Origin of the sequence: Mesorhizobium sp. M1143, assembly GCF_040318435.1 — a bacterium.
GTDB lineage: Bacteria > Pseudomonadota > Alphaproteobacteria > Rhizobiales > Rhizobiaceae > Mesorhizobium.
The window spans coordinates 58,959-85,467 of the sequence record NZ_JAMYMJ010000006.1 but is presented as its reverse complement, the minus strand read 5'-3'; the positions used below and the strand labels follow the sequence as shown (position 1 = coordinate 85,467).

The following is a 26,509-nucleotide window of genomic DNA, read 5'->3' as shown; positions in this document are numbered from 1 at the left end:
CGGCGGCAACGATGACAAGGGGCAGAATGACGATGCTGGGCAAGCTCGACTGGTCGGCCGTTCCTTTCGATCAACCCATCCCCCTCGGCGCAGCCCTTGGCGTCTTTCTGGCAGCAGCCGCCGTGCTTGGCTGGATAACGGTGAAGGGCTACTGGCCATATCTGTGGAGCGAGTGGATAAGCTCGGTCGACCACAAGCGCATCGGCGTGATGTACATTGTGCTGGCGATGCTCATGCTTCTTCGTGGTTTTATCGATGCTATCATGATGCGCACACAACAGGTGCTGGCGATTCACGGGCCGGGCTACCTCCCGCCGGAGCATTACGACCAGATCTTTTCCGCGCACGGCACGATCATGATCTTCTTCGCCGCGATGCCGTTCATGATCGGCCTGATGAATTTCGTCGTGCCGCTGCAGCTTGGCGTACGCGATGTCGCTTTTCCGACGCTCAATTCCGTCAGCTTCTGGCTGACGGCTTCCGGAGCCCTGCTGGTCAACATCTCGCTTGTGGTCGGCGAGTTCGCGCGCACCGGCTGGCTGCCCTATGCCCCTTTGTCGGAAACCACCTACTCGCCGGGCGTCGGTGTCGATTATTATCTGTGGGCGATCCAGATCTCCGGCGTCGGCACGCTGCTCACCGGTGTCAACCTGGTGACGACTATCCTCAAGATGCGGGCGCCGGGAATGGGCTATCTGCGAATGCCGATGTTCTGCTGGACCTCGCTCGCGTCCAACCTGCTCATTGTCGCAGCCTTCCCGATCCTTACTGCCACGCTCGCAATGCTGACGCTGGACCGGTACCTCGGCTTCCACTTCTTCACCAACGAAGCCGGTGGAAATCAGATGATGTTCGTCAACCTGATCTGGGCGTGGGGCCATCCCGAAGTATACATCCTGGTGCTTCCCGCCTTCGGAATCTTTTCCGAGATTTTCTCGACTTTTTCATCGAAGCCGCTGTTCGGATACCGTTCGATGGTCGCGGCCACGATGTTCATCTGCATCGTCTCGTTCATGGTCTGGCTGCATCACTTCTTCACCATGGGTGCCGGAGCGGACGTTAATGCCGCCTTCGGCATCGCCACGTCGGTCATTGCCGTGGGAACCGGTGTGAAAATCTACAACTGGCTCTTCACCATGTATGGCGGGCGCGTTCGTTTCGACACGCCGATGCTTTGGGCACTGGCTTTCGTGACCACCTTCACCGTCGGCGGCATGACTGGCGTCCTGCTTGCCGTCCCGCCGGCCGACTTCGTGCTACACAATTCCCTTTTCCTCGTCGCGCATTTCCATAACGTCATCATCTCGGGCGTGTTGTTTGGAGCATTCGCCGGCTTCACCTACTGGTTCCCCAAGGCGTTCGGCTTCCGTTTGCACGAAGGCTGGGGAAAAGCGGCATTTTGGGTCACCTTGGCCGGCTACATGCTGGTCTTCGTACCGCTCTATATTGTCGGTCTGCTCGGCATGACGCGGCGCCTGCAACATATCGATATGGACCTTTGGGCACCGTGGCTGGTGGTGGCCGCTTTCGGCGTGGTGGTGATGATCGCCGGCGCGGCGCTGCAGATCACACAGCTTTTCGTTTCGATCCGGCATCGCGATAAGTTTCGCGACGAAACCGGCGACCCGTGGGACGGGCGTTCGCTGGAGTGGTCGACATCTTCCCCTCCTCCTGTCTTCAATTATGCACGGCTGCCTCACGTGGAAGACGAAGAACCCTACTGGAGCATCAAGCAACGAGGGATCGAACAGAGCGCGGACGAGGAAAAGGCATATGAGCCGATCGAGATGCCTCGCAACAGCCCGACTGGCTTCGTCACCGCCTTCTTCAGCACACTGATCGGCTTCGCGCTGATCTGGCATATATGGTGGCTGGCGATCGTCGGTTTCATCGGCGCATACGCAACCTTCGTCGTATTTGCCTGGCGCGATCATGGAGACTACGAGATCCCTGTCGACGAGGTCGCCCGCATCGACCATGACCACAAGGCAGCCCAGTTTGCCCGGCTGCGCGGGTGGGAGCGCCCGGCATGAGCGATCATGCATTCTCCAGCGTCGGCACCCAGGCACGGGACCCGTATCGGCTCAATCACACGGGTCGGCACGCGGTGCGCTCTGCGACCGGCCACGGAGAAGGCGGCCCGGCCTCAAAGTTCGTCACAGTCACTTACGGCTTCTGGATCTTTCTCCTGTCCGACATCATCATGTTCTCGGCATTTTTCGCCGCCTACGCCGTGCTCGCCAAGGCAACCGCCGGCGGACCGACAGGCAAGGATCTGTTCGAACCGACGCGCGTTGCGGTCCAGACGGGCCTTCTGCTCACTTCGAGCTTCACCGGCGGCGTGGCAACACTCGCCACCCTTCGCAGATCAATGGCTGCCACGCAGTTCTGGCTTCTCGTCACGGGGTTGCTCGGGGCAGCGTTCCTGTTCCTGGAACTGCAGGAGTTCGCGGCAATGATCGGCGGGCAGGCAGGCCCCTCGCGCAGCGCATTTCTTTCTGCCTTCTTTGCGCTCGTTGGCTGCCACGGTGCCCATGTCGGTCTCGGCCTGCTCTGGCTGGGAACGATGATGGCGCAGCTGTGGGTCAAGGGCTTTCGGCCCGACATTTTGCGGCGGCTCCACTGCTTCGGGCTCTTCTGGCACGCCCTCGACATCATCTGGGTTGCCATCTTCACCCTGGTCTATCTGCTGGGAGCATCGTCATGACCGAGATCGAGAGCAAGACCGGCGAGTTGCAGGACCGCCGCGATTCAGCGCCGGGCGAGGAACACATAAGCGAGCACGAAACGGCTGGGGGCCTCTCGGGCTATGTGCTCGGCTTCGGCCTGGCCATCCTGCTCACAATCGCGACATTCCTGGCGGCGCGAACCGATCTGATTTACCAGCCCGCGGTCATCTCGGCCCTGGTGGTGCTCGCCGTTGCGCAGATGGGGGTGCATCTTGTCTTCTTTCTCCACCTGACCACCGGGCCGGACAACACCAACAACATCCTGGCGCTGGCCTTCGGCGTGCTGATCGTCGCGCTGGTGGTTCTGGGCTCTATCTGGATCATGGCCCATCTGAATGAAAACATGGCTGCCATGACACCCCATCAAGCCGGAACCATGCCTTGAACGCTCCCCTGCGAACGCACGGCCGCCCGCAGCGCCATTCGCACCGATGGCCCAGGAGACAAAAGGGTCGTTAGATCTCGTGCTTTGGCTGGGCTGCACGTAGGGCATCAAGCGCTAAGCGAACTGCATCGATGCCTGAGACGCTGGGCTGGATCGGCCTGAAAATCAGGCGGCCGTTCCGGCAGTCCAGGCCCAACGCCTTGCTGTTCCGCCGTTGGGACGCCGACCGCTTGTTCCGAGGGGTGATCGCGATAGCCTCGGGACCCACATCGACTTTGCCGACGCCCAATTCCCACGCTGCTATTCGCAACCTGGTAAATTCCAGCAAAAGGGCTACTTCGCCAGGCATGTCTCCAAAGCGGTCCTCGAGCTCTTCGCTGAATGTATCGAGGTCCGGCTCCGAACGGATGCGGGAGAGCCGCGCATAGAGGCCAACGCGCACCGTAGGCTCGTCGACATAGCTCTCGGGAAAAGCCCCCTTTCCCGAGCCATTGATCTCGGCAAGTTGCTTGCCGAAGTCGGCCCCTCCGCCAGCCGCCGAGACCGCCCGCTCCAGCAAGTGCTCGTACAAGCCCACTCCGATCAGCTTCATATGCCCGGCCTGGTCTTCGCCGAAAAGATCTCCGGCGCCACGCAGGTCGAGGTCTCTTTGACTGATTGCCAGGCCGGAGCCGAGCCGATCGAGCGCAAGCATCGTCGAAAGCCGGGCCTTGGTGCCTTCGGCCAGTTCAACGCCAGGTTGGGTCAGAAGAAACGCTACGGCCTGCACCGCCCCCCTTCCGACCCGGCCCCGCAGCTGGTGCAACTGCGCCAGACCGAACCGGTCGGGGCGCCAAACGATGATGGTGTTGGCCCGCGGCACATCGAGGCCGCTCTCGACGATGTCGGTGCTCAACAAAATGTCGCCATCACCGTCGGCGAATCCGACCATGACTTCGTCCAGCTGTCTCCCCTTCATTTCACCATGCGCCGTCTTGACCCCGAGTTCCGGCACCAGTCTGTTCAGTTGGTCACAGGCCTGGGCAATATCCTCGATCCGCGGGACCACGAAAAAGCTCTGTCCACCCCGGTGAAATTCACGCAGGAGGGCCGCGCGCACCGATGCTGGATCGAACGCTGCCAAGATCGTGCGAACGGGACGTCTTTTGGCGGGCGGAGAGTTTAGAACGCTGACGTCCTGGATGCCTGACAACGCCGATTGCAACGTCCGGGGTATCGGTGTGGCGGTCATGCTCAGCGTATGGAGGCGAGGCGCCATGGTCCGCAGCGCGCGCTTCAACTTGACCCCGAACCGGTGCTCCTCGTCGATCACCAGCAGTCCAAGATTGGCGAAGGTGACGCTCTTGGACGCCAGGGCCTGAGTACCCACAACGACCGTAACCTGGCCGCTTCGCAGACCCTCTTTTGCCGCTCTCGCGTCCGCTGCCCCGACCATCCTTGAAAGGTGGGCGACCTGCAGGCCAGTTCCTGCGAAGCGGCGGCTGAACGTCTCATAGTGCTGCCGTGCCAACACCGTTGTCGGCGCTATGATAGCAACCTGTTTCCCGCAGAGAGCGGCGGCGGCGCAAGCACGCAGGGCGACCTCTGTCTTGCCGAAGCCGACATCGCCGCAGACGAGCCGGTTCATTGTTCTTCCCGACGAAAGGTCATCGAGCACAGCGCGGATGGCGGCCGCTTGGTCGGGCGTCTCCGTATAGGGAAATTTCGCCGCAAAACGAGCCAAGTCCGTGCGGGAGGGCTTCATGATCTCGGCAGGCTGGCTGGACCTGATTTTGGCAAGACTCAAGAGGCGCTTGGCCAGCCTGTCGATCTGGCGCAACGCAGCTTCGCGTCGCTTCGGCCAGCCCTCGCCGTTGAGGCGATCAAGCGACACTGCCTCCGGTTCCGAGCCGTAGCGCCATATTCGTCCAAAGTCGTCGACCGGAACCAGCAAGGAAGCCCCGCCATGATATTCCAGTCTGACGACATCCTGTTGCTGGCCAGCCAACTCGACCTGTTCGACCGCGGCGAGCACGCCCAGGCCATGGTCTTCATGGACGACGACATCGCCAATGCGCAACTCGGGTTCGAGTATGCCCGTGGTCGCGCTCCCGTTCGCCTTCAACGCGGGACCAAACAGGTCGGATGCGGCCACCACGGCGATATTGGATTGCGCGTCGACAAACCCTTCGTCGAGGACGAATTCAGCCTTGAGAAGAGAGCCCCTTGCGGCCGAAAGGATTTGCGGCAAGTCGGCCGCTTCCTCTGCCCGCCGGCCTAGTCTCCTATCGAGCAGGCGATCTGCTCGCTGCAATTCAGAGGCATCGCCGGTGAACACTACTCTGACTCCGGCGCTCGTCTGCCTTGTGACGAATTCCGCGAAATCATGCCCGGGTCGGGCCTGGCGGAAGAATTTGGGAACTCCCACGGCAGAAACGGCAAGTCTCACGCAGCAGCGGTTAAGCAGAGCAGCGTCCCACTCTTCACGGGATAGGTAAAATCGTCCCGGCAAAGGTTTTTTCGTTCCGGCTGCCTCCTGCCTGGCACGACGTGCATCCTCGACCAGATCCAGAACTCTGCCGAGCGGCTGCCCGTCGGTCCCTTCAAGGAAGGAGATCGAGGCGCTGGAAGCCGCATCGAAGACGGACGGCATAGCGCCATACGATGCGACCAGGCGCTCCTCCATCGACGTCGCGCGCATCGCTGTCAACTCAGGATGCTCACCAGCTTTAAAGATCAGCTCGGATGCCGGTCCGACCGTAATCGAGTCTCGAACCTGATTGCTGAGCTGACTGAGCGGGTCGTAGGTCTTGAGCTGGCGGATGCAGGCATCGGGACCAACGATGATGCGAACGGGGCCGTCCGCGCCAGCAGGAAAAATATCGATGGGATCGCCCCGAAAGGCTATCTCACCCGGTTCGTCGACCCTCTCGTCGACGACATAGCCAATGGCTTCGGACCTGGTTCTGAAATCGTCACGGTCGAGCTTTTGTCCCACCTCCAGAATTGTGAAACCGCCAGCGATGACCGGAGCAGGCGGCACCCGCTGCAGAATGGCTTCGAGCGACATCACAGCGATGCGCGGGCGATCCGGCTTCGTTGCGATCTCACGCAACGCGCGAAGCCTTCGCCCCATATTGGCGCGTGTGGGCCATACCCTGTCGTAGGGCAGACAATCCCAGGACGGCAGCAAGATGATATCCGCGTCAGGCAGGAACTGACGCAAGGCGCCGGCGATCTCCTCGGCACTGCGTTCCGAGGGAGCTATATGGATGATGTGTTTGTCCCGACTGGTCTCCAGGCCACGGGCCAGCGCTACCGCGATTGCTGAGGATGGCGGTCCGCCGTGCCCTATCGCAAACCCGCTGTCATCCGTGTGATCGATTTGTTCGACATCCGTCCGCGAAATATGCCTGTTCACTGAAATCTCACCTTGCCACTGAGACAACGTCAGCGGAGCCACCCCGTTCCTGGTGGCGCATCAAAGAGTTCCAGGACGGCTGCGGGTGCAGCCCTTGAAATGGGCGGAGCGACAGGGTCAAAGCTGAGCCGTGATCGGCGAACTGCTGGGGCTGGCTGCCCAGCGGGACAATTTCTAGCCGAGCCTATGTCATAGGTTAATGCATTGCTGCCTTGCTCACCTATGGCTGTCCTAAAAAACTGGTGCTTCGATCATTCCGGGATCTTCAACCACCCTCGACGCTGGCAAAAACGCTCCAGGCACGGGACCATGCCGCACGGCGGCACCTTCTGCCGCCGCGCATATGTCCCCATGCCAATCGGAACTTTTGGCGCGGATAATAGTTCGATCACCAACATCAGCCAGGTAGTCAATTTGTTCCCCACCTCATCCTCGGATGTACTCATTCGCAAGCTTCAGACCATCTCGGATCTTCGAGAGGCCGACATCGGCGTTCTGAAAGGCATTCCGATCCAGGAGAAGGAATATTCGGCCAACCACGATCTGGTGCGTGAGGGCGACCGTCCTGTTTACTCGTTTATCGTTCTTGATGGCTTGGTCGGTTCCACCAAACATACGGGCGAAGGAAAGCGACAAATCACATCATTCTTCGTCGCCGGCGACATTCCTGATCTGCATGGGCTGCATCTGTCGGTCATGGATTGTAACTTCTCGACCCTTACGCCGGCCCGAATAGGTTTCATGCGGCATGACACTCTGCGCGCCGTTTGCGACCAGCACCCTCGCATCGCCACCGCTTTTTGGCGGTCGACGTTGATAGATGCCGCGATTTACAGGGAGTGGGTCATCAATGTGGGAAGACGCGAGGCATACACCCGCATGGCTCACATCCTGTGCGAACTGATTTTTCGCTTGCGCTCCATGGGGCGCATTGAGGATCACGTGGCAGATATTCCCATTACCCAGGCGGCCCTTGGCGATGCACTGGGTTTGTCCACGGTCCACGTCAACCGGATGCTCCAGGAACTACGACGCAGAGGCCTCATTGCCACCTCGGGATCAAAAGTTCACGCACTGGACTGGGCTGGCCTCACTCACGCAGGAGATTTCGACACGACCTACCTGCACCAAAGGAACCCCGCAGATTAGCAGTGACGGAAGCTCTCCGATGGCACGATTTTTCTTCGACAGCGGCGATGGCGATCTCATCTTCGAGGACGAAATAGGTGTCGAATGCGCTGGCCTCGAGGAGGTCCGCCGCGCGGGATTCGAGGGCCTTGTCGACCTCACGAGAGAGTCACTGAAGAGCGTCGACGGGCAGCAATTGTTTATCGAAGTGCGCGATGAAAATGGCGCCAAGATTTTGCGGCTGAGCCTCTCGCTTCGGGTAAAATCGAACGTATAAATTTGCACTCTACGCGCAGCGTTAGGCGAGCGGACTGGGACTGCAAACATCCACTGGCATGTCGTGTCTCAAAACCAGGGCCACTTTTGAGCGGCATGCATTAACCCATAGATTGTGCCTCGATTTGTGTACAGGACGGGGAACCATCAAAGAGCCGCCGAGTTCGTCCAACGGACAAGCTCGGAATCTAACATGGAAGAAATCGGCAAGGCACAACAAAAGGTCATAGCCCGCCTCATACGGGAGTGGATTTCATCGGACGCCAATCGTCGCCAGCTTCGCCAGTTGCTGGATCTGCCGACAGACGCGGACATGCCCAGCGAGCATCGGTCATTGCTTGACGAACTCGACCGAAAGCTCAACCAATGAGCGCCCCTGCTTTCGGGAGGGCTCCCGAGTGGATGCGAGCCGGTGGCGAGGGGAAAGGAGCTGAGGTCGACATCTGGTTGAGGCCGCCGACATTTGACCCAGGCAGACGCGAACGCTTTACGCCGGACGGCGCCGATTGGCCGATTGAATGTTCCGTGGTTTTCGTGGAGCCGCGGTCCGATTCCTAGAGGTGAGTTTCTGCACCTTGCTGCGCGTTTAAAAGTTGAGAAACGGCAGTTATGATCTGCGGCAGAAAAAAGGGCTTGGTGATCATTATGCTGTTGGGCACACCTTCCGCTCCCCAGTGTACCGCGCTGTCGCCACTGATATAGACAACCGGGATGGTCGAGTTGGACCTTCGCAAGTGCCGAGCGACCTCCCACCCCGACTGTCCTGGTCCCAGACGGATGTCCGTGAGCACGGCCTTGAACTTGGTCGGATCGGGGTCGAAAGCCGCCAGCGCCTCGGCGGCACTCCGAGTGCCGACGACCTGGAAGCCGGCCTCCTCCAAAGCTGACTCGAGGTCGAGCAGGATCATTGTCTCATCTTCGACGATCAGAACAGCACCTTCGCTCATCCGGAATCTCCCCAAGCCGCCACCGCTAATACGAGTTCGGCGTCAACTTGGTTCCATCTGACGCGCAGCAGCCTGTTGGTTATCGAAGCTCTACGCTGCCTCGATTGCGCGGCGGACTTGTGACGTCGGGAAGCCACCCTGGAAAAGGCCGACACCGGCTTAGCTGCTTCGACAGCCTTGGACAATGAGGCTGAATTACAGGTTGTAGCCGACGCTTAACCGTTGCCGACGAGGTCGCTTTGATCAAGCGTTCTCCTGATCTCCAGAAGCTTGCTGGATCTGCGTCATCACCTTTTGGGGATCCACATTCTCGGCGAGTTCCGGCAGCTCTTTGTCGGCCGGGGTCGAGATATTCAGACGCGCCGTCAAGGCAGCCACCATCTCGATCAGCCGCGTGGTTTCATGTTCGTTTAGAAGGCTGATCTGCAAATCCAGTTCGGCTCGGCGCTCGCTGTGGGCGGCCATTCTGTTCTGATTGATCAGCACGAAAGTAGACAGGAAGATTGCCTCAACCGAGGCGACCATGGCCAGGATCACGAAAGTCGGGTCCCAGGCTGGGACGGCTGGTATCGCGCCAAGGTTCGCGAGGACCCAGACGACAAGAATTGCAAGGTGCAGATAGACGAAAGTCATGCTTCCCGCGAAGCGCGAAACAGCGCCGGCGACCCACGCTTGAACGCCTTGGTGCTCCTCTTGCTGCCGCCTGTGCTCGACCAGGGCCTGTATGTTCTGGTGGAGCACCGACTGCATGTCGGCTGGACGTTGGTCGCTCATTTGAAAGCCCCGTTTGGAGATCATTCCGTGCAAGCGGCGTCGCTTATCGCCGGTGGCTCCCGCGAGGCCGGATCTGCCTTGAACTCGTCGGCACACGACTTGGGTCGCTGCCGACGGCCCGCTTGGAACAAGGCGTGCCGTCCTGCAATAGTGTGCACCATGCCGACCACTGCCTGCGGGGCGCTCTGATGAACCATATGGCCGGCGCCCGGAACCACCTCGAGGAGAGACCCACCGACTTCCGCGTGCAAGCGTCGTGCATCGCGTTGCGCGTCGAACAACCGGTCCCCGGATCCCGCCATGATGCCGGTGGGCACGGCAATGTCCCTATAGTTGGCTTTTCCCAAGAGGGACGCGGCCAGCATCGATGCTGTCTCCAGAGAAACCGCCCGCAGTTGGGAAGGGCGGCTGGCGACATCTTTGGCAAGTGCGGCGAACTCGCCGGCGACGACGGCGGGTTTAAAGATCTTCTCCATTGCCCAATGCCAAGCAAGCCTTACAAGCGGCGGCAGCAAGGTGTGACGAAACGCGGTGCCGATCACAGGCAGTGCAGGGAGTGCGGCCAGTGCAAGATCCAGCCGCGGTGGCGGATAGTAATAGCCCGAGACCAGCACGATGCCCACGACCGATTGAGAATGCCTGCGCGCCAATTCGAGGGCGATCCAAGCTCCCCAGGAATGTCCAAGCACGAGGTATTTCTCTATACCCAGCCCGCAGGCCGCGGCATGTATGAGGTCGGCTTGGTCGCGAGCGGACCAACGCCGGCCGCGCGGCCGTGAGCTTCGCCCAAAACCGGGACGATCAAATGCAAGCACCCGGTAGGTCTTTGCCGCCTCATCGAAGATGCCGCTCGACTTGAAATCCTCCGCCATGGATCCATTGCCATGCAAGAGAAGGAGCGGCATGCCGGTTCCGGCTTCGATAAAATGCAGGCGCACACCATAGATCTCCATCACACGTCCGCACGCCCGGCCGGCAATCGCACGTTTGGCGTGGATGGCGTTGTATGCCGCCAGCGCCGCCAACGAGGCCGCGAGCAACCCGGTCGCGAGTTTCGGTCCATCTCTGTCGAACGCCATGCCCGTGCCTGTTGGAAACTATCTGCCGACCCCAACTCTCGGGGCGAAAGCTTGTTCCGCCAGACAAGACAACGCTGTACAACCGGCTCAAGCGGCTAAAGTAGGCCTTCTCCATGGAGTTGGGACCGTTAAGCCTGGGCAGCGCTGCTGCCTCCCATTTTCCAATCACCCAGCCAACGTGCGCGCACGGCAATCATCAGCATGGCCGCTTCCGTCATCCCGGTCTGGAAAAGTCTGACCAGCTCTCTCGCGATGGATTCTGCCGCGGTAGTGTCCGACGTAATCTCAAATTCCTGACACAGCGCGTCGAAGACCGACCGAAGCGTTTTCAGGTCGTCTGGATAGAGAGCGTCCGTATTCGTAAGAATGGGTCGGTCAAGCATCAAACGTCTCCAAACGAGTGAAGTGCGGTTCGGGCACCCAGCCAGCGGGAGCTCGTCAAGTGCCCGCTGGTTTCCCCTTTATCCGCCACAGCGCGCCAAGCTGTCATTAACCTATGACCGGTGCGGCGTGTTCGGCTGACCGGCCCGCCAAAGAAACTGCCGTCCTGCGGGGAACTCTTGGCCGCAGACTGCATTTAAGTCCGGGCAAAACGGGGGCGAAATGGGGGCCACTTCAAGCAATCCGCGATCTGAACTGCAGCGCTTCGAGCTTTTGGCAGCGCTGGGCGACCGTATTCGCGAGATTACGGATCCCGCAGAACTGGCCTACGCAGCCGCGGAACTGCTGGGGAACCATTTTGGCATCAGCCGAGCCGGATACGGCACGATCGATCTAGAGAAAGAAACGATCACCATCGACAGGGACTGGAACGCGCCAGGCATCAAAAGCCTGGCTGGGACGCTGAATTTCAGGAACTACGGCTCGTATATCGAGGATTTGAAGCGAGGCGAAACCGTTGTCTTTGAAAACGCCGAGACAGATCCGCGAACCATCAGCCATGCGGAGGCACTCAAAGCCATCAGCGCCCAATCCGTCATCAACATGCCCGTTACCGAGCATGGCGGGCTGGTGGCGCTGTTATACCTGAACCACTCCGCGCCCAGACGCTGGGCGACGGAGGAAGTAGCCCTCATTTCGGCAGTCGCGGACCGGACGCGTACGGCGATAGAACGCCTTCGCGCCGAACTGGCCCTGCGTGAGAACGCCGAACGCCTTGCTTTTCTCGACCGCCTCGGCAGGGAGATAGCCCTCGCGGCCGACGCCGATGCTGTCATGCAGATCACCACTCGGCTCCTCGGCGAACATCTTGGCGTCTCGATTTGCGCCTATGCCGACATGGAGCAGGACCAAGACCATTTCACCATCCGCGGCGATTGGAGCGCACCTGGCTCGCCCAGCATCAGGGGATATTACAGTCTTGCCGATTTCGGTCGCCTGGCTGTCACCAACCTCAGCGCCAACAAGCCGCTTATCATCAACAACAACCTTGAGGAAATTGCTCCCGAGGAAGCGAAGACCTTTCAGGATATCGGGATAACGGCAACCATCTGTATGCCTTTGGTCAAACAAGGCCGACTGACTGCCCTGATGGCCATCCACGACAAGCAGCGCCGCGTCTGGTCGCAACGCGAACTGTCCTTGCTGACCGAGGTGACGGAGCGGTCCTGGGCTCACATCGAGCGCGTTCGCTCGGAACAGGCGGCACGGGCCAGCGAGGAGAGGCTGAGGCTTGCCACCGACGCGGCCGCTATTGGCACCTGGGATTACGATCCCATCAGCGGAGTGCTGCGTTGGGACGACCGGTGCAAAGCCCTTTTTGGTTTGCCGCCGGACGCGGAGGTGACATATGAAAGCGCGTTCCTGGCGGGCCTCCATCCGGAAGATCGCGCACGGGCCGACGAGGCCGTACGCCAGTCGCTTGCGCCGGGCCCCCCCTCCCGCTACGACATCGAATACCGGACGATCGGCCTTCGGGATGGCAAGGAGCGCTGGATTGCCGCAACGGGGGAAGCGCTTTTCCAGTCCGGCCGTGCGATCCGCTTCATCGGCACCGTGGTCGATGTCACCGCGCGAAAGCGGGTGGAGCATCAGCTTCAGTTGATGAACGCCACTGCGGCAGCCGTGGCGGCCGAGCTTGACGTAGAGCGAATTGTCCAGACGGTAACCGATGCCGGCGTGGTGCTGTCGGGCGCACAATTCGGAGCTTTCTTCTACAATGTGATCGACGACAAGGGCGACAGCTATGTGCTCTACGCCCTGTCGGGGGCACCTCGTTCTGCTTTCGAAAACTTTCCGATGCCGCGCAACACCGCGGTGTTCGAGCCCACTTTCCGCGGAACAAGCGTGGTGCGTTCCGATGATATCCTCACGGATCCCCGTTACGGAAAGAACTGGCCCCGCAAGGGAATGCCGGAGGGCCATCTGCCGGTGCGTTCCTATCTCGCCGTGCCGGTCGTCTCGCGTTCGGGCGAGGTCCTGGGCGGCCTCTTCCTTGGTCATTCAGAGACCGGCGTGTTCGCCGAACAGCAAGAAGCGGCCTTGCTGGGGCTTGCCGGCCATGCCGCGACGGCCATCGACAACTCCCGGCTGTTCAAGGCGCTGCAGACACTCAACGGCACGCTCGAACAACGTGTCAAAGATGAAGTTGCGGAACGCGCCAGAGCAGAAGAGCACCTGCGCCAAGCCCAGAAGATGGAAGCTGTCGGACAGCTCACCGGTGGCATCGCGCACGACTTCAACAATATGCTGGCCGTCATCATCGGCGGCCTGAACCTTGTGCAGCGCAAGCTCAGAAACGGCGATACCAACGTCCACCAATTCGTAACCGGCGCGATCGATGGAGCACAACGTGCCGCAGAACTTACCAGACGACTGCTCGCCTTTTCCCGCCAGCAACCACTGGCGCCGAAGCGGCTGAATCCAAATCGCCTCGTCTCCGGTATGAGCGAATTGCTGAACCGGACGCTTGGCGAGACCATCCAGATCGAGACCGTGCTCGCTGCGGGCCTATGGCATGTCGAGGCCGACGCAGGGCAATTGGAAAGCGCGCTGCTCAACCTCTGCGTCAACGCAAGGGATGCCATGCCTGCTGGCGGCAAGCTGACGATCGAGACATCAAACGCCCACGTCGACGATCGCTATGCCAGGGAGAACGCGATCCCCTCCGGCCAGTATGTGATGATAGCGGTCACCGATACAGGAACGGGCATGACTGCTGATGTTGTCGCAAGAGCCTTCGATCCGTTCTTCACCACCAAGGGGGTCGGCAAAGGCACCGGGCTGGGACTCAGCCAAGTCTATGGGTTTGTTCGCCAGTCCTGCGGCAGTGTGAAGATCTATTCCGAGCAGGGCATCGGAACCACCTTGAAAATATATTTGCCGCGCTCGCACCATGGCGTGCTCGACAGCCAAATCGACGTCGTGGCAGGCGAGCACCCCGGCTGTGCAGACGAGATCATCATGGTTGTCGAGGATGAAGATCGCGTCCGGCTGATGGCCGCGGAAGCGCTGCGGGAACTGGGCTACTCCGTGCTGGAAATGCAAGGTCCACGCGAAGCGCTGGTGGCCGTCGAAAGCGGGCAAGTGCCGTCGCTTCTGTTCACCGACGTGGTGATGCCGGAGATGTCGGGCCGGGAGCTGGTGGATCAGGTCAAGACAATGCACCCGTCGCTAAAAGTGCTCTACACCACCGGCTACACACGAAATGCGATTGTCCACAACGGCACGCTCGATTTCGGAACCGAACTTTTGACCAAGCCCTACACGATCGACGAATTGGCAGAGAAAGTCCGGAAGGTGCTGGATCGAAAGTGAACGGGCAACAGCCCGCGACGCTCGCCCCGTGACCGAACGCGCCGTTTGCCGCGTGGGTGTGCAGCGAAAAGGGCCGAAGGTGTCGACACCGACATCGTATTAATATGGCCCGGCTTCACTTTTCCGAGCCAGTATCCCTCCAGATTTTGTCTACCTCTTGCCCATCCGCGGCCTTGCTCATTGCCGTGATGGCGCAGCACGATCGAAATCTCGTTGCCGCCGGTCACCGGTCGGAGAAATAAATGCCGCCTCTGGCTCCCTGCGATGCTCAACACTGAAGCTGCCGTAAAAATGCTCGCTGGCCGATGGCCGGATGGAACAATCAACTTGCCGGGATGTTCGGATGATCTAACCGGAGAGATGTCCATGTTCATGCACAACAAGCGCCTGCAATACACCGTTCGCGTCTCGGAGCCGAATCCTCGCCTGGCCTGCATGATCATGGAACAGTTCGGCGGCGCCGATGGCGAGCTTGCAGCGGCCATGCGCTATTTCACGCAAGGGCTTGGCGAGGACGATCTTGGCCGTCGCGACATGTTGCTCGATATTGCGACCGAAGAACTCAGCCATCTCGAAGTGGTGGGATCAATCGTCACCATGCTCAACAAGGGGCTTAAGGCACAGCTGGCCGAGGGCCAAATGAAGGAAGCGGACCTTTACCTGATGATCGGCGCCAGCGGCACAACAGCCAAGGAATCAATTCTGTTCGGCGGCGCTCCCGCGCTGTGCGACTCAGCCGGCGTTCCCTGGACCGCGGCCTATGTCGATTCGCGCGGTGAACCTACGGTGGATTTGCGATCGAATATCGCCGCCGAAGCTCGCGCCAAGATCGTTTACGAACGCCTCATCAACATCACCGACGACCCGGGAATCAAGGACGCGCTCGGCTTCCTGATGACCCGCGAGATCGCGCACCAGAAGTCGTTTGAGAAAGCACTCTACGCGATCGAAAACAATTTCCCTTCCGGCAAGCTCCCAGGCGTAGAGAAGTACGCCAGCATGTATGTCAACACCTCTCAAGGCGACGGCGATGTCGCTGGCCCATGGAATTCCGGCGAAGAGTGGGATCGGATCGATGACCTTGAAGAGGTGATGCCCGTCGACGGCGGAGACGGCCTGGCAACTGTCAAGCTGGGGGCCAAAGACATGAAGGTGGTGGCTAGGATGGCCGACCGTACGCTTTCCGATCCGGCTTCCGATCCGACAACAGGCGCTGATCTAGGAGCAGGCCCGGGAGCTGGCCGTACCAAGAACGCCGATTTCGGCGGCGCGGCAAGCATTCAGGAGGCCCCGGCCGTGGCAGAGGCTGCTGTCAAACGCGCACGTAGGCGTTAGTACAGAGCCGACATCATTGCGGGCATCTATGTTCCGCGATGCGGCCGGAAGCTAACACCGACGAAGGCAGGGCGCCCGACCAGCAACGGACTGGCCGGAGCGCTCGCATCGACATCTGTGCTGAATGTGGGTGAAGCAACCATGGCCACCGCCGCACCACGATCAGATTCGGAGCGTGCGGGCCAGCCGGACAAGGTCCGTCCCGACGGTTGCAAGAACCGGTGCATCGTGACAATCGGAGCATCGGCCGGCGGCGTCGACGCGCTGAAGAGACTTGTCCGCGATCTTTCGCCGGACATCCCGGCGGCTCTCCTCGTCGTACAGCACGTTGGTCCCACGAGTTACCTCGGCGACATTCTCGGTCGCGCTGCCAACATGCCCGTTGCAAATGCCTCCAACGGCATGAAGGTTAAAAACGGGCACATCTTCGTTGCACCGCCCGGAGCTCACCTTCTGTTACATGACGATCATATGCTGCTGCGGCGCGGGCCGCGCGAGAACCTGGCGCGCCCCGCCATCGACCCCCTGTTTCGATCGGCGGCCTGCAGCTTTGGCGGCAGCGTGATCGGCGTCGTGCTCACAGGCAGCCTCTCCGACGGCACCGCCGGCCTGCACGCAATCAAGATGTGCGGAGGCGTCAGCGTAGTCCAGGACCCCGGCGACGCCGCAGTACCCGATATGCCGCTGAGCGCCTTGCAGAATGTGGAAATCGACCATTGCGTCCCTCTGTCCGAAATGGCTGGCCTGTTGCACAGGCTTGCTTCCGAAATCGCAGGGCCGACACCAGAAATCCCGTCCGGCATCCGCCTTGAGGCAGCGATTGCAGCTCAGGAGCACAGCACAATGGAATTGACCGAAGGCCAGCTTGGCGCCCCCTCGACATTTGTCTGCCCCGAATGTCATGGCCCCCTATGGGAGATCGAAGACGGGCCGATTACCCGTTACCGCTGCCACACCGGACATGCGTTCGGAGCGGACGTTTTGATGCAGGCCCAGGCTGACGATGCGGAACAGGCTCTTTGGAGCCTTTTAAGAGCGCACCAGCAGCGGGCTGAGTTGGCGAAACGTACGGCAAAACGCGAAGCCGCGCGGGAAAGACACAGCCTGGCCAGCCAAATGGCTGCGCGGGCCGCGGAATACGAAGCCGACGCGAAACTTATTGAAGAGATCATCCATCGTCGAACGCCGTGACAAGGCAACAGCGTTTGTCAGGGCGGGTGCGTCTGCGCCATCCCGATCGCATTTTCCTGGATCAGCCGCGTTGCCTCACCGCTTGGCCTGTGGCCACGGGTATCCAGGTCCCATGCTTTGATTGAACACCTGCACCCAAATCCAACTGCACGAATTTTATGCAAAGCAGGAACATAGAAGCATTACGCGAGTTAGGCACTGACCCATTGGACGTATCCTCGCATTCTGCGGTCTGCCTGGGTGGTCCTTGTTTTGTAAACGAATGCCAGGACAATGTATCGCTCGCAGCTTTTCGTACCTCTTTTTGGCCTGCTGTTGCTGATGGGTGGCCTGTTCCACGGGCACGAGGCCATGGCGCAGGAACCCTGTCCGGCCGATCACGATAAGCTGCTTGCAGCCCTCAAAGCCAACGTGAAGGCAAGCGGCGGACCAGCCAATGGCGGCTTTGAAACCAACGAATGGGCAGCCATCGTTGCCCGTGACGGCACTGTCTGCGCGATTGCGTTCAGCGGCCCCACCCCCGACTCGCAATGGCCGGGAAGTCGGCTCATAGCAGCGGAGAAAGCCAACACGGCCAACGGTCTCAGCCTGGCTCAGATGGCCCTCTCGACGGCCAATCTCTATGCGGGGGTGCAGCCCGGCGGACCGCTATTTGGCCTGCAGGAGACCAATCCCGTCAACCAGGCCGCGGCCTATACGGGCGATCCCAAAACGTTCGGAAGCGCCGGCGACCCGCTCGTCGGCAAGCCGATCGGAGACGTCGTGGTGTTTGGCGGCGGGCTTGCCCTCTACGACGGCAAGAGCATTGTCGGCGGCCTCGGCGTTTCAGGCGATTCCTCATGCGCCGATCACAATGTCGCCTGGCGTATCCGCGCGGCGCTCGGCTTCGACAAGGTCCCGGCAGGCGTCAATCCAAATCGCAAGGATGCCATTGTCTACGATCTGGACCCCGGCGGCAAAAGCGCTTCGGGCTGGGGCCATCCGCTTTGTGCCGGAACGGAGGCCGACATCGCGGCCGAACTCGGCGCCGGCGTGGGAGGCTCGATCAATAAATGAAAGCTATGCCGCAGTTGGCATTAACGCGCGTTGACGTAGAACGACGTACCCGCAAATTGGCAGCCGGGAATTCCTTTGGCGCTATCCTTCTGGTGACGCTGCTCGCCTGCGTGCTGCTTCTGGGCGCTGCGTCCGAGCCTCCTAAAACACCAGCGATCGTACCGCCAGCCGCAGCCTCGCCACCCGATGACGGCCAATGGACGATGCCGGCCAAGAACTACGCGTCGACGCGCTTCAGCGAACTCTCCGAGATCAATGAAGGCAACGTCAAGAACCTGCAGGTCGCGTTCACGTTCTCGACAGGCGTGAACAAGGGCCAGGAAGCAGCGCCGCTGGTCGTCGGCAACACCATGTATATCGTGACGCCCTTTCCCAACTTCGTCTATGCGCTCGATCTCTCCAAGCCCGGCGCCCCGATGAAGTGGAAGTACGAACCCAATCCCGAGCCGGCGGCACAGGGAGTGGCCTGCTGCGACGTCGTCAACCGCGGGGTGGCATTCGCCGACGGGCGCATTTTTTTCAATACGCTGGACGGCCACACGATTGCCCTTGATGCGAACACGGGCAAGCCGATCTGGAACACTCATGTCGGCAACATCAACATCGGCGAGACCATCACCATGGCGCCGCTTGTGGTGAAGGGCAAAGTGCTGGTCGGCAATTCCGGAGGCGAGATGGGCGTTCGCGGCTGGGTAAAGGCGCTCGACGCCGGCGACGGTCATGTCGTCTGGATCGCCTATAGCACCGGGCCGGACAAGGACGTGCTGATCGGATCGGACTTCAAGCCGCACTACGACATGGACAAAGGCAAGGATCTTGGCGTCACGACGTGGCCGCCGGAAGCCTGGAAGATCGGCGGCGGCAACATGTGGGGCTGGATTTCCTATGATCCCGATCTGAACCTGATTTTCCACGGCACCGGCAATCCCGGACCATGGAATCCGGATTTGCGGCCGGGCGACAACAAGTGGACGTCTGGCATTTTCGCGCGCGATCCAGACACCGGCGCGGCGAAATGGTTCTATCAGTGGAGCCCGCACGACCTCCACGACTATGACGGCATCAACGAGCAGATCCTGCTCGACATGACCTGGCAGGGCAAGCCGCGCAAGGTGCTGATCCGGCCGGAGCGCAACGGCTATCTCTACATCCTCGACCGGACAACCGGCGAGGTGCTGTCGGCAAAACCCTTTGGTCCCGTAAACTCCAGCAAAGGTGTGGACCTGAAAACCGGTCGACTGATCGTAAATCCGGACAAGAAGACCGGCACCGGCAAGGTCGTTCGCGATATCTGTCCGACGGCGTCTGGCCTCAAGGACTGGCAGCCTTCCGCGTTCTCGCCGAAGACCGGCCTGCTCTACATCCCGCACAACAATCTGTGCATGGATGAAGAAGGCGTCGAGGTGAACTACATCGCCGGCACGCCCTATGTGGGCATGAACGTCCGCATGATACCAGGGCCCGGCGGTAATCGCGGCGCCTTCACCGCCTGGGACATCGCCGCGGAGAAACCCGCCTGGAGCCTCAAGGAGAATTTCCCGGTATGGAGCGGCGCGGTGGTGACCGCCGGCGACGTTGTCTTCTATGGCACGATGGAAGGCTGGTTCAAGGCGGTCAGCGCCAAGACCGGAGACCTGCTTTGGCAGTTCAAGACCTCGTCCGGGATCATCGGCCAGCCTATCACCTATCGCGGTCCCGACGGGCACCAATATGTCGCCATCCTCTCAGGCGTCGGCGGCTGGGCCGGCGCAATTGTATCGGGCGATCTTGATCCGCGTGACGCCACCGCCGCGCTCGGTTTCGTCAATGCCATGAAGGATCTGAAGAACGCGACAACCTCGGGAGGCACGCTTTATGTGTTCCGGCTGCCTTGATGAATTGTACTTGACCGTAGGTCCGGCGCGAAAGGCGTGTCAACGACTGGCGATCGGCATGGCCGCCATCGCCTTCGTGTTCTTGACGGCCACAGCCGACGCACGTGAGTTGAGGGTCTGCGCCGATCCGAACAACATGCCGTTCTCCAACGCGGCCGGTCAGGGCTTCGAGAACAGGATCGCCGAAATCGTTGCGTCCGATCTCGGCGCGAAGCTGACCTATACCTGGTGGGCGCAGCGCCGCGGCTTCATCCGCAACACGCTGAAGGCGGGCCTGTGCGATCTCGTGCCGGGCACGCCGAGCAACCTCGAAATGCTGCGCACCACCACGCCCTACTACCGATCGTCCTATGTCTTCGTCACCCGCAGGGACGGCCCCGACGTAGCATCGTTCAATGATCCGCGGCTGCGCGACATGCGGATCGGTGTTCAGCTCATCGGCGACGATGGCGCCAATTCGCCTCCGGTCCAGGCGCTTGGCCGCCGCGGTATCGTCGGGCACCTCGTTGGCTATCCGGTCTATGGCGATTATTCCGCCCCCAACCCGCCGGCGCGCATCGTCGAAGCGGTGGCGAGTGGCGAGATCGACCTTGCCGTGGTCTGGGGCCCCCTCGCCGGCTACTTCGCCGCAAGGCAGAAGGTGCCGCTCCGCATCACGCCGGTTGCGCCCCGCATCGATGGACCGCAACTGCCGATGATCTACGACATCTCGATGGGCGTCCGCCGCGAAGACGATGCGCTGCGCGGCGATGTCAATGGCGCCCTGTCCAGGCACAAGGTCGAGATAGATGCCTTGCTGTCACAGTATGGCGTGCCGCGCCTCGATGCCTCGGGGAGCCCGGTGCGATGAGAGCCGTTGTGGCCATGCTCCTGTTTCCAGTCCTGGCGCTCGCTGCCTGCCAGCGCGAGGAACGTGACACGCGCCCGCAATCGGCGCTCGGATCGGGCGAGCAGCCGACGCCTGTGACCACGCTGGAGCCCGGCGGACAGCGCCCCCCCGCCAGCGATAACAAGGCGGCGAGCTTCGAGGCCAACGCCTTCCACATGAGCGAAGGGAAACGGCTTTTCGGCTGGTTCAACTGTTCGGGATGCCACGCCAATGGCGGCGGCGGCATGGGGCCGGCCCTGATGGACCAGAAGTGGCTCTATGGCAGCTCGATCGAAAGCATCCATGCCACGATCCGCGACGGTCGGCCAAACGGCATGCCGAGCTTCCGCGACAAAATTCCCGACGACCAGATCTGGGAGCTTGCGGCTTTCGTGCGCTCGCTGAGCGGCAACGCGCCGTCTTCCGCCGCGCCGCAACGCAATGACGACATGATGGCGCATCCTTCGGAAAACCGCATGCCCGACGCGGCCACGCTGGGGAAGTCGCCGTGAAACGTCTCGTCTCGATGGCGTTCGCCACCGCCGGGGCTCTGTTGCTCCAGGGATGCGCGGGCTGGCAATCCGCCCTCGACCCGAAAGGTCCCGCGGCGAGCGAACTGGCGTGGCTGATCTGGTTCTTCACCGCGCTCTGCGCCGTGGTGTGGGTGCTGGTGATGATCGCCCTCGTCGTGCCCTTGATGATGCGGTCGCGCGCGCAGGCGGAGCCGCTCGCGATCGAGGCCGGCGCCGACGACCGGAAGCTGCGCGCGGTGATGACCGCCGTCGGGTTGACCGCCATTGTCCTGATCGGACTGACCTTGCTGAGCTTCTTCGCCAACAGGACGCTCGCCGCGATCGGCTCGGATGCCGCACTGACCATTCGGGTCACCGGCCATCAATGGTGGTGGGAGGTGCGCTATGAGGATGCCACGCCAAGCCGCATCCTGACCACGGCGAACGAGATCCATATCCCAGCCGGGGAGCCGGTGCGGCTTCTTCTGACCTCGACCGACGTCATCCATTCCTTCTGGATCCCGAGCCTTTCGGGCAAGCTCGACCTCATTCCCGGCCACATGAACGTGCTCGACCTCAAGGCAGACAAGCCTGGTGTGTACCGAGGTCAATGCGCCGAGTTCTGCGGGGCGCAGCACGCAAACATGGGCACCTTCATCATCGCCGAGCCGCGTGCGAAGTTCGACGCCTGGTGGAACGACCAGTTGCAGCCGGCCGCTACTCCGACGGGGGACGAGGCCAAGGCCGGCCAGGATCTGTTTCTGAAGCGCCCTTGCGTGATGTGTCACAGAATAGGCGGCACGCCTGCCGGAGGAACGGTCGCCCCCGACCTCACCCATATAGCCAGCCGGCAGACGCTTGCCGCCGGGACATTGACAATGAGCCGCGGCAATCTCGCCGCCTGGATAGCCGACCCACAGGGCATCAAGCCCGGATCCCACATGCCGGTGGTGGAGCTCAGCGGCGACGAACTCAACGCCATGGTCGCCTACCTCGAGGCGCTTAAATGAGCAGCGCAGACCTCACAAGCGAACGCGACCTGCCGCCGGTGCGTGAAACCTCTACCGCGGGAGACGTCGCACCCGAGCATGACGGACCGCGCGACACCGGCATGGACGATGCCAGCCTGGATCGCTGGCTGGCGCGGACATGGCGCACGCCCCCCGGCATCATCGGCGCGCTGTCGAGCGTCGACCACAAGGTCGTCGCACGGCGCTATCTGATCACCGCCTTCGTGTTTCTGTGCCTGGGCGGGCTCAACGCTGTCGCCATGCGCATCCAGCTCTCAGGGCCGCAGCGCGGTCTGATCGGCCCGGACCTCTACAACCAGCTGTTCACGATGCATGGTGTGACCATGATGTTCCTGTTCGCCGTGCCCATCGTGCAGGCGACAGGCATCTATCTCGTCCCGCTGATGGTCGGCAGCCGCAACATCGCCTTTCCCCGCCTGAACGCGTTCAGCTACTGGATCTATGTTTCGGGCGGCATATTCGCCTGGGTGTCTTTCGCGCTCAACATGGCGCCCGACGTCGGCTGGTTTGCCTATGTGCCGCTGTCAGGCCCCGAATTCGCGCCGGGCAAGCGGGCCGACGTGTGGGCCCAGATGATCACTTATACAGAAGTTTCCTCACTGGCCGTCGCGGTGGCAACCATCGTCACCGTGTTCAAGCAGCGAGCCCCCGGCATGTCGCTGGACAGGATTCCGCTCTACGTCTGGGCAATGCTGGTTACCTCCTTCGTCGTCGTCTTCGCCATGCCCGCGGTGATGATCACCTCGACCTTCCTGATCCTCGACCGGCTGGTCGGCACACATATCTTCAACCCCGCCGAGGGCGGCGACGCACTGCTCTTCCAGCATCTGTTCTGGTTCTTTGGCCATCCCGAGGTCTACATCATCTTCCTGCCGGCGACGGGCATGGTCTCCGCGATCATCCCGGTCTTCGCCCGGCGTCCCGTGTTCGGGCATCTCGGGCTGGTCTTGTCGCTGATCGCCGTCGGTTTCCTTTCGTTCGGCCTCTGGGTCCATCACATGTTCGCGACGGGGCTACCCAAGCTCGGCGCCAGCTTCTTCACCGCGTCGAGCATGCTGATCGCCATCCCCAATGGCGTTCAGATCTTCTGCTGGCTGGCGACCTTGTGGGACGGCAGGCCGGTGATCCGCACGCCGCTGCTGTTCGTGTTCGGCTTCTTTTTCATCTTCGTCATCGGCGGCCTCACCGGCGTCATGCTCGCTTCGGTGCCGCTGGACCTCCAGGTGCACGACACCTATTTCGTCGTCGCCCATTTCCATTACGTGCTGATCGGCGGTTCGGTCTTCCCGCTGCTGGGCGCTGCCTATTTCTGGTTCCCCAAGATCAGCGGCCGCATGATGAGCGAGCGTCTCGGGCGCTGGCATTTCTGGCTGGCTTTCATCGGCTTCAACGCGGCTTTTTTCCCAATGCATCTCGTCGGGCTCTGGGGCATGCCACGAAGGGTCTACACCTATCCGGCCGAGCTTGGCTGGGGCAACATCAACCTGTTCATCAGCGCCGGCGCGGTGCTCTTTTTCCTCAGCTTCGTACTGTTCACGTTCAATCTTGTACACGGCGCGTTGAAGGGCGCACTGGCCGGAAACAATCCCTGGGATGCCGGTACGCTCGAATGGGCGACGTCTTCGCCGCCGCCAAGCTATAATTTCGCGCGGATACCGATTGTCACACACGTCGAGCCGCTCTGGGCCGAACGGGAGGCGCCGCCTGTGGCGACCGGACTCCGCGTCGATGTCCGTGAGCTGTTGATCTCAACCGTGGCGGAAGCCCACCCCGACATTCGCGAGAAATCGGCGACACCGTCGATCTGGCCGCTGCTGGCGGCAATCGCTGTCGGCGGTACGTTTGTCTATTCGATCTTCACGCCCTGGGCGATCGTCTGGGGCGCCGCGCCGATCGCCATCACCTTGATCGGCTGGTTCTGGCCCAAGGACGACCCGGAGGATGAGGGATGAGTGAGCGTCCCAGCTTGGATCTTTCGGACCTCCCGACCTTTGGACATGGTCCGCGCAGCCCGACCTGGTGGGGAACGCTCGGCTTCATGGCACTGGAGGGGATGGGCTTCGCGCTGGCCGCGGGCGCTTATCTCTATCTCGCGACCTTGTGGCCCAATTGGCGTCTAAGCGCCCCGGAACCCAACCATTGGCCCGGAACGATCGTCACCATCCTGTTTATCATCAGCGTGGTGCCGAACCACATGCTCCACGGCTACGCCAAGCAATGCGCGATCGTGCCGGTGCGGATCGGGCTGGTGGTGATGTCGCTGCTCGGTCTGGCCCCGCTTGTCGTGCGCTGGTTCGAATTCCCGGCGCTGAACATCTACTGGGACACGAACGCCTATGGTTCGATGCTCTGGGTGCTGCTCGGGCTGCATACCACACACCTGATCACCGATGTCGGCGACACCATCGTTTTGACGGTGCTGATGTTCACACGCCATGGCTATAGCGGCCGGCGCTTCGGCGATGTCGGCGACAATGTCTTCTATTGGGATTTCGTGGTGCTGACCTGGATCCCGATCTATCTGCTCATCTACTGGATGCCGAGGCTAGGCTGATGCGTGCGTTGAAAATGGGAACGTCCTGGGGTGGTCTTCTGTCGGGGCCGATGGCTTGGGCAATCTCGACGCAGCTGAACTACGCACTCGTGCCATGGCAGTGCAACCGCCAGGTGCCGGTGGTGCTTCCCGTGGCACTGGTGCTCGCCGTGCTTTCGCTGCTCGGCGGTGCCTTGTCATGGCGGGCGAAGCGGCAGGGCGGCGCCGCCTTCAAGCCTGAGCGCACGCGCAGCACCGAGCAGTTCGTCGCCGATCTCGGCATGCTTGCGGCATTGCTGTTTGCCCTCGTCATCATCATGCAAGGCAGCGCGGCTCTCATTCTCGACGAGTGCCTGCGATGAGCTTCGACGCGTTCTTCTCGACCTCGATCTGCTACGGCGCCGGCGCGCCCGAGGCCGGATGGACGCTCGCATTTCCCATCACGTTTCCGCTGGCCGCGATTGCCTTCCTTTATGCCATCGGAGCGACTCGGTTGTGGCGCCGCAGCAGCCGAGGCCGTCCCGAGCGGATGCGGCAGGCGTTGTTGTTCGCCGCCGGTTGGGGCGTGCTGACGGCAGCACTGGTCAGCCCCATCCATGCGCTCGGCGAGCGGGTGTTTGCCGCCCATATGATCGAGCATGAACTGCTGATGGCGGTGGCGGCGCCTCTCCTTGTCGCCGCGCGCCCAGGCGCAGTCCTGCTCTGGTCCTTGCCGGCCTCACTTCGCCGCGGGACGGGCAAGTTCACGCGCGCAAAGACGCTGCAATCGGTTTGGGCCCTGGTGATCCGCCCCCTCAACGCGACGATCATTCACGGCGTCGCCATCTGGATCTGGCACATTCCGGCGTTGTTCCAGGCAGCGCTCCAGCAGGGCTTTCTCCATTATGCCCAGCATGCGAGCTTCCTCGGCACAGCCTTGCTGTTCTGGTGGGCGCTCCTACCGCGCCCCGGTCGACAGCAAACCTATGGCAACTCCGTCATGCATCTTTTCTTCACCTCGCTTCATACCGGCCTGCTCGGTGTCCTGCTGCTGATGTCGCCCAAACTCTGGTATCCGGAGAATGGCGCCGGCGCGGCATTGTGGGGAATGACCGCGATCGAGGACCAGCAGCTCGCCGGATTGGTAATGTGGGTTCCGGCAGGCTTGACCTATGGCGGCGCCGCCTTGCTGCTCGCCGGCCTCTGGATAAGCAGCAGCGCAACCAGGGAGGCAACACATGCGCTCCGATCTGGGTAGGCTGATCGGGGGCGCCCTTGCCGCAATCCTGCTGCTGGCTGCGGCTGTCGCAGCGGCGACTTTGTGGTCCGACAGGCGCGAGCGCGTCCGGCACGAGTCGGATGCGGCGACCGGCGGCGTAGGCGCCCGCGCCATTCCAATCATGACGGCGAATGGCTGCTCCGGCTGCCATACGATACCCGGCGTGCCGGGTGCGCAAGGCCAGGTCGGACCCCGCCTGGACGGTGGCCTTGCCGACAGGGTCTTTATCGGTGGCCTGCTGGCAAACAATCCGGAGAACATGATCCGCTGGATACGCTCGGCGAGGGAAGTCAATCCGCACACGGCCATGCCGTCGACGAGGATCACCGAGCAACAGGCGCGGGACATCGCCGCTTATCTCTATGCTTTGAGGTAAA

At 61.5% G+C, this 26,509-nt stretch carries 24 protein-coding genes; 19 read left to right on the top strand and 5 right to left on the bottom strand.

The features are described 5' to 3' along the window. Positions 1-32: 32 nt before the first annotated feature. Genes cyoB through cyoD form a run of 3 tightly spaced genes read left to right on the top strand, consistent with a single transcriptional unit; the run spans position 33 to position 3,114 of the window. Positions 33-2,033, top strand: a complete 2,001-nt coding sequence (cyoB, locus tag NKH35_RS07345; RefSeq protein WP_023733200.1) for a cytochrome o ubiquinol oxidase subunit I — start codon at positions 33-35, stop codon at positions 2,031-2,033. Then, on the top strand, positions 2,030-2,707 hold the full coding sequence (locus tag NKH35_RS07340; RefSeq protein WP_023733201.1) for a cytochrome (ubi)quinol oxidase subunit III: 678 nt from the start codon (positions 2,030-2,032) through the stop codon (positions 2,705-2,707). Before cyoB ends, NKH35_RS07340 begins: the two co-directional genes overlap by 4 nt. Beyond that, positions 2,704-3,114 carry a cytochrome o ubiquinol oxidase subunit IV gene (gene cyoD, locus NKH35_RS07335; protein ID WP_023681133.1) on the top strand — a complete coding sequence of 137 codons (411 nt, stop codon included), beginning with the start codon at positions 2,704-2,706 and terminating at the stop codon, positions 3,112-3,114. The genes NKH35_RS07340 and cyoD overlap by 4 nt, the downstream gene beginning before the upstream one ends. Positions 3,115-3,184: 70 nt before the next feature. On the opposite strand, the gene NKH35_RS07330 is transcribed toward cyoD, so the two are convergent. Then, positions 3,185-6,514, bottom strand: a complete 3,330-nt coding sequence (locus NKH35_RS07330) for a DEAD/DEAH box helicase (RefSeq protein ID WP_352913973.1) — start codon at positions 6,512-6,514, stop codon at positions 3,185-3,187. A 309-nt stretch (positions 6,515-6,823) separates the two neighbouring features. Between NKH35_RS07330 and NKH35_RS07325 the strand changes: the two genes are divergently transcribed. The 3 genes from NKH35_RS07325 (at position 6,824) to NKH35_RS07315 (ending at position 8,288) form a co-directional block, all read left to right on the top strand. Next, complete coding sequence (locus tag NKH35_RS07325; RefSeq protein ID WP_352913971.1) at positions 6,824-7,663, top strand: Crp/Fnr family transcriptional regulator; 840 nt, start codon at positions 6,824-6,826, stop codon at positions 7,661-7,663. A gap of 19 nt (positions 7,664-7,682) precedes the next feature. Continuing rightward, positions 7,683-7,919 carry a DUF6894 family protein gene (locus tag NKH35_RS07320; protein WP_023668023.1) on the top strand — a complete coding sequence of 79 codons (237 nt, stop codon included), beginning with the start codon at positions 7,683-7,685 and terminating at the stop codon, positions 7,917-7,919. Positions 7,920-8,111: 192 nt separating this feature from the next. Beyond that, on the top strand, positions 8,112-8,288 hold the full coding sequence (locus tag NKH35_RS07315) for a hypothetical protein (protein WP_023687819.1): 177 nt from the start codon (positions 8,112-8,114) through the stop codon (positions 8,286-8,288). A 184-nt stretch (positions 8,289-8,472) separates the two neighbouring features. Here NKH35_RS07315 and NKH35_RS07310 read toward each other — a convergent pair whose 3' ends face one another. From NKH35_RS07310 to NKH35_RS07295, 4 genes are all read right to left on the bottom strand, one after another. Beyond that, positions 8,473-8,865, bottom strand: a complete 393-nt coding sequence (locus NKH35_RS07310) for a response regulator (RefSeq protein ID WP_023668021.1) — start codon at positions 8,863-8,865, stop codon at positions 8,473-8,475. Positions 8,866-9,108: 243 nt separating this feature from the next. Then, a complete protein-coding gene (locus NKH35_RS07305) occupies positions 9,109-9,639 on the bottom strand; it encodes a DUF1003 domain-containing protein (protein ID WP_023681128.1) in 531 nt (176 codons plus the stop codon). A 20-nt stretch (positions 9,640-9,659) separates the two neighbouring features. Next, entirely contained in the window at positions 9,660-10,718 is a 1,059-nt protein-coding gene (locus tag NKH35_RS07300) for an alpha/beta fold hydrolase (protein ID WP_352513836.1), read from the bottom strand. Between the two features lie 128 nt (positions 10,719-10,846). Beyond that, on the bottom strand, positions 10,847-11,101 hold the full coding sequence (locus NKH35_RS07295; RefSeq protein ID WP_352513837.1) for a hypothetical protein: 255 nt from the start codon (positions 11,099-11,101) through the stop codon (positions 10,847-10,849). Positions 11,102-11,321: 220 nt separating this feature from the next. Here NKH35_RS07295 and NKH35_RS07290 point away from each other — a divergent pair, with 220 nt between their 5' ends. The 13 genes from NKH35_RS07290 to NKH35_RS07230 all read left to right on the top strand — a co-directional run bounded on the left by NKH35_RS07290 (position 11,322) and on the right by NKH35_RS07230 (position 26,508). Further along, positions 11,322-14,474, top strand: a complete 3,153-nt coding sequence (locus tag NKH35_RS07290; RefSeq protein ID WP_352913967.1) for a GAF domain-containing protein — start codon at positions 11,322-11,324, stop codon at positions 14,472-14,474. Positions 14,475-14,840: 366 nt separating this feature from the next. Beyond that, positions 14,841-15,809 (top strand): manganese catalase family protein, encoded by a 969-nt coding sequence (locus tag NKH35_RS07285; RefSeq protein WP_023681124.1) that lies wholly within the window; start codon positions 14,841-14,843, stop codon positions 15,807-15,809. A gap of 141 nt (positions 15,810-15,950) precedes the next feature. Beyond that, positions 15,951-17,000 carry a chemotaxis protein CheB gene (locus NKH35_RS07280; protein WP_023700011.1) on the top strand — a complete coding sequence of 350 codons (1,050 nt, stop codon included), beginning with the start codon at positions 15,951-15,953 and terminating at the stop codon, positions 16,998-17,000. Positions 17,001-17,273: 273 nt separating this feature from the next. Continuing rightward, on the top strand, positions 17,274-18,056 hold the full coding sequence (locus tag NKH35_RS07275; RefSeq protein ID WP_352913964.1) for a GlcG/HbpS family heme-binding protein: 783 nt from the start codon (positions 17,274-17,276) through the stop codon (positions 18,054-18,056). After that, positions 18,053-19,930, top strand: coding sequence for a methanol/ethanol family PQQ-dependent dehydrogenase (locus NKH35_RS07270; RefSeq protein ID WP_023691428.1), 1,878 nt, complete (start codon positions 18,053-18,055; stop codon positions 19,928-19,930). The genes NKH35_RS07275 and NKH35_RS07270 overlap by 4 nt, the downstream gene beginning before the upstream one ends. 58 nt (positions 19,931-19,988) lie before the next feature. Further along, positions 19,989-20,780: a substrate-binding domain-containing protein gene (locus NKH35_RS07265; RefSeq protein WP_023815901.1), complete on the top strand. Its 792-nt coding sequence runs from the start codon at positions 19,989-19,991 to the stop codon at positions 20,778-20,780. Next, complete coding sequence (locus tag NKH35_RS07260) at positions 20,777-21,310, top strand: c-type cytochrome (protein WP_023668011.1); 534 nt, start codon at positions 20,777-20,779, stop codon at positions 21,308-21,310. Before NKH35_RS07265 ends, NKH35_RS07260 begins: the two co-directional genes overlap by 4 nt. Continuing rightward, positions 21,307-22,320 carry a cytochrome c oxidase subunit II gene (coxB, locus tag NKH35_RS07255; RefSeq protein WP_023729516.1) on the top strand — a complete coding sequence of 338 codons (1,014 nt, stop codon included), beginning with the start codon at positions 21,307-21,309 and terminating at the stop codon, positions 22,318-22,320. Before NKH35_RS07260 ends, coxB begins: the two co-directional genes overlap by 4 nt. Beyond that, a complete protein-coding gene (gene ctaD / locus NKH35_RS07250) occupies positions 22,317-24,293 on the top strand; it encodes a cytochrome c oxidase subunit I (RefSeq protein ID WP_023733208.1) in 1,977 nt (658 codons plus the stop codon). The genes coxB and ctaD overlap by 4 nt, the downstream gene beginning before the upstream one ends. Next, positions 24,290-24,895 (top strand): cytochrome c oxidase subunit 3, encoded by a 606-nt coding sequence (locus NKH35_RS07245; protein ID WP_023733209.1) that lies wholly within the window; start codon positions 24,290-24,292, stop codon positions 24,893-24,895. Before ctaD ends, NKH35_RS07245 begins: the two co-directional genes overlap by 4 nt. Beyond that, positions 24,895-25,236 (top strand): hypothetical protein, encoded by a 342-nt coding sequence (locus NKH35_RS07240; RefSeq protein WP_023681115.1) that lies wholly within the window; start codon positions 24,895-24,897, stop codon positions 25,234-25,236. Before NKH35_RS07245 ends, NKH35_RS07240 begins: the two co-directional genes overlap by 1 nt. Next, on the top strand, positions 25,233-26,111 hold the full coding sequence (locus NKH35_RS07235) for a cytochrome c oxidase assembly protein (RefSeq protein ID WP_023733210.1): 879 nt from the start codon (positions 25,233-25,235) through the stop codon (positions 26,109-26,111). Before NKH35_RS07240 ends, NKH35_RS07235 begins: the two co-directional genes overlap by 4 nt. Next, complete coding sequence (locus NKH35_RS07230) at positions 26,092-26,508, top strand: c-type cytochrome (protein ID WP_023681113.1); 417 nt, start codon at positions 26,092-26,094, stop codon at positions 26,506-26,508. The genes NKH35_RS07235 and NKH35_RS07230 overlap by 20 nt, the downstream gene beginning before the upstream one ends. Position 26,509: the final 1 nt, after the last annotated feature.